The organism is uncultured Thiodictyon sp., from assembly GCF_903828115.1.
In the GTDB taxonomy this organism is placed as follows: domain Bacteria; phylum Pseudomonadota; class Gammaproteobacteria; order Chromatiales; family Chromatiaceae; genus Thiodictyon.
The window spans coordinates 1-7,152 of the sequence record NZ_CAIKKU010000156.1; the positions used below are offsets into that span (position 1 = coordinate 1).

General features: G+C 67.0%; 6 protein-coding genes and 1 pseudogene. 2 read left to right on the forward strand and 5 right to left on the reverse strand.

From position 1 onward, the window contains the following. Together QZY48_RS05670 and QZY48_RS05675 are read left to right on the forward strand one after the other, a co-directional pair. Positions 1-1,948 (forward strand): ATP-binding protein (locus QZY48_RS05670; RefSeq protein WP_295428854.1); only part of this gene is annotated, 1,948 nt, incomplete at its 5' end. 12 nt (positions 1,949-1,960) lie between these two features. Beyond that, positions 1,961-3,025: an HD domain-containing phosphohydrolase gene (locus QZY48_RS05675; protein ID WP_295428857.1), complete on the forward strand. Its 1,065-nt coding sequence runs from the start codon at positions 1,961-1,963 to the stop codon at positions 3,023-3,025. Between the two features lie 261 nt (positions 3,026-3,286). Here QZY48_RS05675 and QZY48_RS05680 read toward each other — a convergent pair. The 5 genes and pseudogenes from QZY48_RS05680 to QZY48_RS05700 all read right to left on the reverse strand — a co-directional run. Next, positions 3,287-3,442, reverse strand: a pseudogene (locus QZY48_RS05680) (ATPase domain-containing protein); the annotation flags it as partial. Then, a complete protein-coding gene (gene kaiB / locus QZY48_RS05685; protein ID WP_216644788.1) occupies positions 3,435-3,740 on the reverse strand; it encodes a circadian clock protein KaiB in 306 nt (101 codons plus the stop codon). The gene kaiB and the pseudogene QZY48_RS05680, both read right to left, overlap by 8 nt. Positions 3,741-3,832: 92 nt before the next feature. Continuing rightward, positions 3,833-4,315, reverse strand: a complete 483-nt coding sequence (locus tag QZY48_RS05690) for a response regulator (protein WP_295428863.1) — start codon at positions 4,313-4,315, stop codon at positions 3,833-3,835. Next, entirely contained in the window at positions 4,312-6,864 is a 2,553-nt protein-coding gene (locus QZY48_RS05695; protein WP_295428866.1) for a bifunctional diguanylate cyclase/phosphodiesterase, read from the reverse strand. Before QZY48_RS05695 ends, QZY48_RS05690 begins: the two co-directional genes overlap by 4 nt. Beyond that, the coding region (locus tag QZY48_RS05700; protein WP_295428869.1) for a hypothetical protein at positions 6,798-7,152 on the reverse strand (355 nt) is incomplete at its 5' end. The genes QZY48_RS05695 and QZY48_RS05700, both read right to left, overlap by 67 nt.

Below are 7,152 nucleotides of genomic sequence, written 5' to 3' on the forward strand. Positions count from 1 at the left end.
GGAGGCGGGTCTCGTCATCGCGGTGCGGCGTGTGGAGGACGCGCAGGCACTGCGTGCGGCACTCGACCAACGGTTGCCCGACGCCATCCTGGCCGACTGGACCCTGCCCCACTATTGCGGTCAAAGTGCATTCGTTTTCGCCCACGAACGCTGCCCGGAGGTGCCCTTTATCTTCGTCTCCGGCACCATCCCGGAGTCCGCCGCCTTCGCGGCGCTGCGCCAGGGGGCGACCGACTATGTCTTCAAGGATCAACTGTCCCAAGTCGGCCCCGTCTTGCTCCGCGCCCTTGACGAGGTGGAGGCGCAGCGGTCGCTACGCGAGAGCCTGGCGTTCAATCGCACGGTCCTGGACTCGGTCAGCGCCGAGATCGCCGTACTGGACCGCGACGGGATCATCCTGGCGGTCAACCAACCGTGGCATCGTTTTGCCTTGGAAAACGGTATCGCGCCCAGCAAGGCGACAGCAATAACCGGCGTCGGCGCCAATTACCTGGCGGTCTGCCTGACCAGCATCGGCGGCGCAGTGGATGATGATGCAGTGACGATCGGCAACGGCATCCGGGCGGTGCTGGACGGCCGCCTGACCGACTTGCGCTTGGAGTACCCCTGCCATTCACCGCAACAACAGCGCTGGTTCAGCATGAGTGTCACGCCGCTGTCGCGGAACGAAGGCGGCGCGGTCATCGCGCATACCGACATCACCGCGCACAAACAAGCGGAGATTGCGCTTCATAAATCCCGCGACCTGCTCCAGTCGGTCTTGGATAGTGTGCCGGCCCGCGTCTTCTGGAAGGATCGGCAGTCGTGCTTTCTTGGCTGTAACCAATTGTTTGCGAACGATGCCGGGTGCGCCGACCCGGAGGCTCTGAGCGGCAGGACGGACCTCGACCTGGCGTGGGCAGATCAGGCCGAATCATATCGTGCCGACGATCAGGCGGTGATGGACTCCGGCCGTCCCAAGCTGAATTACGAGGAGCCGCAGACGACGCCGGACGGCGACCTGATCTGGCTGCGCACCTCCAAGGTGCCGATGCGTGATGAAGACCATCAGGTCATCGGCATCCTGGGGGTCTACGAGGACATCACCGAAGCCAAGCGCAGCGCCGATGAACTGGATCGACATCGCCACCACCTGGAGGAGCTGGTCGAGATCCGCACGCGCGACCTGGAGGCCGCCAGGGCCGCGGCGGATCGAGCTAACCGCGCCAAGACTGAATTCATTTCCACGATGAGCCATGAACTGCGCAGCCCGCTCAATGCGATCCTTGGATTCGCCCAACTACTGGACTTCGAGCTCCCCCCGCCGACCCCCAGGCAGCGAGACAACATCACCCACATCGTTCGCGCGGGGTGGCATCTGCTGACCTTGATCAACGAGATACTCGATCTCGGCAAGGTCGAGTCCGGGCAGGCACCGCTCGCGGTGGAGCCGGTGTCACTCACCCAGGTGATCTGCGAATGCCTGGGAATGATCGCACCGCAGGCGGACCAGCGCGGCATCCAGGTGACCAGTCCCCCGTCCGCTGCACCCTATTGGGTCCGCGCCGATCGGACCCGGGTGAAGCAGGTGCTCATCAATCTCCTGTCCAACGCAATCAAGTACAACAGCACGCCGGGAACGGTCGCGGTGGACTGTGTCGAGCGGACGCCGGGGCGCATTCGGATGAGCATCACGGACACCGGCGCGGGGTTGTCTCGAGAACAACTGGCGCAGCTCTTCCAGGCGTTCAATCGCCTCGGACAGGAGCAGGGCGGCGAGGAAGGCACCGGCATCGGCCTGGTGCTGGCCAAGCGACTGATCGAACAGATGGGGGGTGTCATCGGCGTGGACAGCATCGTCGGGGTGGGCAGCGTGTTTTGGTTCGAACTCGCGCGGGTCGATGCGTTCATGGCCTCGCCGTCGGCAGCAATGGACCAGAGGAATAACCGGGACTGTAAGGCGGCCTAGGGCGCTATTCTTATGATCGATCTCTCTGCCATCCGTAATGCCGACATCCTGATCGTCGATGATCAGGATGAGAATGTGACCTTGCTCGAACGCGTGCTGGGGTCCGCCGGGTATACCGCCGTCACCTCGACGGTGGACCCGTTCGCGGTCTGCGCGCTGCACCGCAGCCACCGCTATGACCTGATCCTGCTCGACCTGCTGATGCCGCGCATGGACGGATTCCAGGTGATGGAGGAGCTCAAGACCATCGAACCGGAGGGCTACCTGCCGGTGCTGGTCCTCACCGCGCAGCCGGATCACAACTTGCGTGCGCTCGAGGCCGGGGCGAAAGACTTCGTCAGCAAGCCGTTCGATCTGGCCGAGCTATTGCTACGCGTTCACAACATGTTGGAAGTGCGCCTGTTGCATAAGGAATTGCATCAGAGCAACGAACTGCTGGAACAACGTGTGCTGGAACGGACCGCCGCCCTCAAGGAGAGCTATCTGGAGACCATCTTCACGATGACGCGCGCGGCCGAGCACAAGGACGTGGACCTCGGTTCCCATGTGCAGCGCATCAGTCATTACAGCCGCGCGCTCGCCGTGCAGCTCGGCCTGGATAAAGAGTTCGTCGACCTGATTTTTTTCGCCAGCCCGATGCACGACATCGGCAAGATCGGTATCCCCGACCAGGTCCTGCTCAAGCCGGGCGCCTTGACGCCGGACGAGTGGGAGATCATGAAGCGGCACACCACGATGGGCGCTCAGATCCTCGGCCAGGGTACCTCGCCCTATCTCAAGATGGGGGCCGAGATCGCACGCAGTCACCACGAGCGGTGGGACGGCGGTGGCTATCCGCACGGCACTCGCGGTGAGGCGATTCCACTGGCAGCGCGCATCATGAATATCTGTGACATCTACGACGCCCTGCGCAGCAAGCGACCCTACAAGCCCGCCTTCGATCATCACCTGGCCTGTGACATCATCATTCGGGGCGATGCCCGCATCCAGCCCGAGCATTTCGATCCGGTGATCCTGGCGGCGTTCACGCAATACCAGCAGGTCTTCCGCGACATTTTCGAGGAATGCACCGCATAGCGGTGTTGATGGACATGCCGATGCCGCTCATGGCCGGAACATGAAAACAGCGACTGACGCGGCCAGCCGGCTGGCCGAAACGCTCCCATACCAGGCGGAACCCGGAAGAATCTGGCGGACTGTCGCTGATTCTCCAGAAACTTTGATCTGGGCCGGTGTGCAAGTCGCTGATATCGCTAGACGACTCCTTAACTTAGCGCCATTCGGGCCAGGCTCGATCTAATGGCGAGCCATTCGAGCGCGATGGCTTGGGGCAGGTCGAAGGAACTGGGCGGCGAAGATGGTCTTGGCGCTCCCGGCGGTGCCGGCCACCAGAGTGGTGCGGCCGGCGGGGATGCCGCCCAGGCCGATGTGGTCGAAGCCATCGATGCCGGTGGCCAGCTTGGTGACGGAGGGAAGCTTGCCGGGTTCAGTCATGATGGTCTCCAACCAGATCGTCCGGACCGCTGAGGTCCAGACCGACCAGTACCTTGTCTTTGTTCGAGAGGTCTCCGATGATGCGCCGCAGCGGCGGGGGCAGGGCCTTGATCAGGGTCGGGGTGGCGATGATGCGCGCGTCCTCGGCCGCCTGGGGGTCCTCGATCACGTCGATGACCTCCATCTCATAGCGCCCCGCCAGTTCCGTCTGGCAGATGCGCTGCAGGTTGGCGATGGCCCGGTTGCCCTGGGGCGTCCGGCCGGTGATATAGAGCCTCAAGAGGTACTTACCCATGATGCGGTGCGATCCGATCGTGTGTGGCGATGATGGCGCCCATGATTGACCTGGGGGTCAGCCTGGTTGCGGTTCGGCGCTGAGCGACATGCGGCTCAGATAATAGCGGCGATCGTAGCCCGCCAGATAGCCCATGAGTTCCAGGACGACGATGCGGCCCTCCAGGGGTCGCTGTCGCGCAGGTTCGCCGCCCCGTCAAGGCGTGCCGTCTCCCCGGCCCGACCCGTTTGGGAGAGCAGGCGCCCGACCCCGCGCTGCTCGCTCTCGCGCTGCTCGACCAGGTCCTCGGCCTCTGCCCGGCGCCGCTGCTGGCCGCGCAGCCGGTGGCGCTCCACCGCGTGGCGCAGGGCGCGGGCGAGGCTCCGGGCGTCCTGGTCGGCCGGGGACAGGTAATCCTCGGCGCCCGCCGCGATCAGGGTGCGGCCCAGGGACTCGTCCTCACTTGCGCCGCAGACCAGGACCGGCAAGTCCGGCGCCAGGGCGATCAGCAGGACGGCGAGGCCCGGGTCGACCAGGCCGCCAGGGCAGCACGCCGACGGCGGCAGCGCGGCGGCCGGCGCGGTCTCCAACTCGGTCATGGGGCGGGGCACTCGGGAGTCGTTGAAGGTGGCTGATCCGGGTCGCTCGGTGTCGGGCTGGTCGGTGCGGCGGCAAGGATACCCGATCGAGCGGCCGGCGCGTCGGGCCAGGCGTCATGATCATCGCCCCCGGGTCGCCCGGCGGCGCGATCGGCGTGCCGGGCCAGCCACCGCGGGAGTTCCTGCGCGGCCATCGGCCGGCCGAAGAAGTAGCCCTGGGCCAGGTCGCAGCCCAGGCCGCGCAAGGCCGCGGCGGCGGCCGCCGTCTCCACCCCCTCGGCGATCACCTGTTTGCCGTTGCCGTGGGCCAGGGTCAGGATCGCGCTCACCAGGGCGGCATTGCCGGCGTCGTCAACCAGGTCGCGGACAAAGCGCTCGTCGATCTTGATGGCTGCGATCGGCAGACGCCGCAGCGCCGGCAGCGAGGAGTAGCCGGTCCCGAAGTCGTCCACATGCAGTGCGACCCCCAGGTCGGCGAAGCGTTGCAGCAGCGTGGGGGCGCGGTTGGTATAGGCGAACAGGGCGCCCTCGGCGATCTCCAGCACCAGCCGCCAGGGCGGGACCCGGTAGAGATCCAGGGCGGAAGCGACCAAGGCGAACAGGTCCCCCTGGGCGGACTGGATCGGTGAGAGGTTCACCGCCAGGGTGAAGGGCTCGGTCCTGGTGTCCGACCACTCCCGCAACTGGCGGCACGCCTGGTCGATCACCCAGCGCCCCACCTCGACGATCAGTCCGGTGCTCTCCAGCAGGGGCAGGAAATCGGCCGGACCAACGCGTCCGCACCCCGGACGCTCCCAGCGCAGCAGGGCCTCGAAGCCGACGCAGCGCCCGGAATCGAGCGCCACCTGGGGCTGATAGTGCAGCACCAACTCGGAGTGGAGCAGGGCCTTGCGCAGGTCCCGCTCGATCTGCAGCCGGGACTCGGCGACCTGCGCGGTATCGCGGTCGAAGACCCGGAAGGCATTGCCGCCCTGGCGTTTGGCCTCGTACATGGCGGAGTCGGCCCGGCGTACCAGCTCGTCCGCGTCCAGCGCCTCGGTCGCAAACAGGCTGATGCCGATGCTCGGGGTCACATAGAGTTCGCGTCCCTGCGGGTTGAAGGGAAGCAGGAACGAATCCAGCAAGCGCCGCCCGACCCGCTCCGCGCCCTGTTGGTCGGCCACATCGTAGAACACGGCGGTGAACTCGTCCCCGCCCCAGCGGGCCACCGTATCGGAGGTACGCGGCAGGGCCAGCAGGCGTTCGCCCACCGCGCGCAGCACCGCATCGCCCATCTCGTGGCCCAGGGTGTCGTTGATCTCCTTGAAATGATCCAGGTCCATGAACAGGACCGCCAGGCCCTTGTGTTCGCGGATGGCGAGGGTGCGGGCGTGCGCGAGCCGGTCGAAGAACAGGTCGCGGTTGGCGAGGCCCGTCAAGCGGTCTTCGAAGGCGAGGCGCTGGATGCGGGTCTCCTCGACCTTGCGCTCGGTAACGTCGTGGAGCATGACCAGAAAGGCGGACTGTCCCTGCCAGCGGGTCTCGGTGACCCCCATGGCGGCCACCCCGGCGCTGCCGTCGTGGCGCACGATGCGGATCTCGGTCTGACTGATATCACCGGGGTCCTGGGTGACGGGGATGCCGAACGGCTGCCCGATGAGGCCGCCCAGCGCCGCGTCCAACAGCGTCTCGGCCGCCCGATTGGCGAAGCGGATGCTGCCCAGGGCGTCCAGGATCAGGATGCCGGTGCGGTTGTCTTGGATCAGGCTGTGGAAATTCTGGCGGGTCTCGTCCAGGTCGCGCGCCATCGCTGCGCGCTCGGTGTGGTCGCGCATCAGTGCGATGGCGTGCCAGGACTGGTCCAGCCACAACGGCAGTATCGACAGCTCTACGGCCACCCGGCTGCCGTCGTAGCGCAGGGCGGTCTGGGTGATGGTCATACCGAGCACCTCCCCGCGGCCGTCCCAGGCGAAACCCTCCAGGCCCCGCCGACAGCGCTCCTGCATCTCCGGCGGCGCCAGGGTGGCGTGCGCGTCGCGCCCGATCAGGGTGCCCGGGGGATAGCCCAGCAGGTGCTCCGCCGCGGGGTTGGCGTAGGCAATCCGCCCCCGGTCATCGGTCAGAAAGACCCCATCCAGGGCGGTGTCGGCGACCGCGCGCAGGGTCCCCCGCTGGGCCTCCAGGGCGGCGCCGGGGACCGACGCGGACGCCGCCTGAGCGAGCGCGGTCGGGGTCGCCCGGTGGGCACTGCGCAGCCGCCAGCCCAGCACGAGCCCGACCACCAGCAAGGCGACGAAGGCCAGGACGGGGGAGCGCGCGGCGCGCGGTGCGGCGCCCGTGCCGGGCGGCCGTCCCGACTGGACGAGGGGCCGGTCCTCCGGCTGGTCGGAGGTCGGGATCGTCCCGTGCGTCGGCGCCCGCGGGGCCTCTCCCGCGGCGGCCTGATCAGGGCGCGCCGCGCCCAGCGCCGCCGCGGGCGCGCAGGGCACGGCCAGGGTCAAGGTCAACAGCAGGGTCTGCGCCAGGGACCGGGCTGGTCCCAGGTCGCGCGGCGGCATCGCCTCAGCCATGGTGGTCTGCGCGGGTCTTGCAGGGTGTAGGGACCATGGGTCTGACCCGCGTCGCGACAGGGTTGAAGGGGTGCCGACGCCGCGTGATACGGGTGCGGCGAGGCGGCCGGTTCGAGCAAAAAAATGCGTGCCTGGCGGGTGCGTCCGCCGACGCGCAATGGTAGCCGATTTCTCCCGGTGTTAGCACGGACCCTAACACCTACAGCTACCTGACGTTCTCGCGGACCGGGCGTCGTTGTCGTTGTCGTTGTCGTTGTCGTAATCGTGGTCGGATTATTCGACAACGAC

What these genes read in the sequence shown, in the direction of transcription:
- QZY48_RS05675 (WP_295428857.1), top strand. Translation starts at nt 1,961, where the DNA reads ATGATCGATCTCTCTGCCATCCGTAATGCCGACATCCTGATCGTCGAT.
- QZY48_RS05690 (WP_295428863.1), bottom strand. Translation starts at nt 4,315, where the DNA reads ATGACCGAGTTGGAGACCGCGCCGGCCGCCGCGCTGCCGCCGTCGGCG.
- QZY48_RS05695 (WP_295428866.1), bottom strand. Translation starts at nt 6,864, where the DNA reads ATGGCTGAGGCGATGCCGCCGCGCGACCTGGGACCAGCCCGGTCCCTG.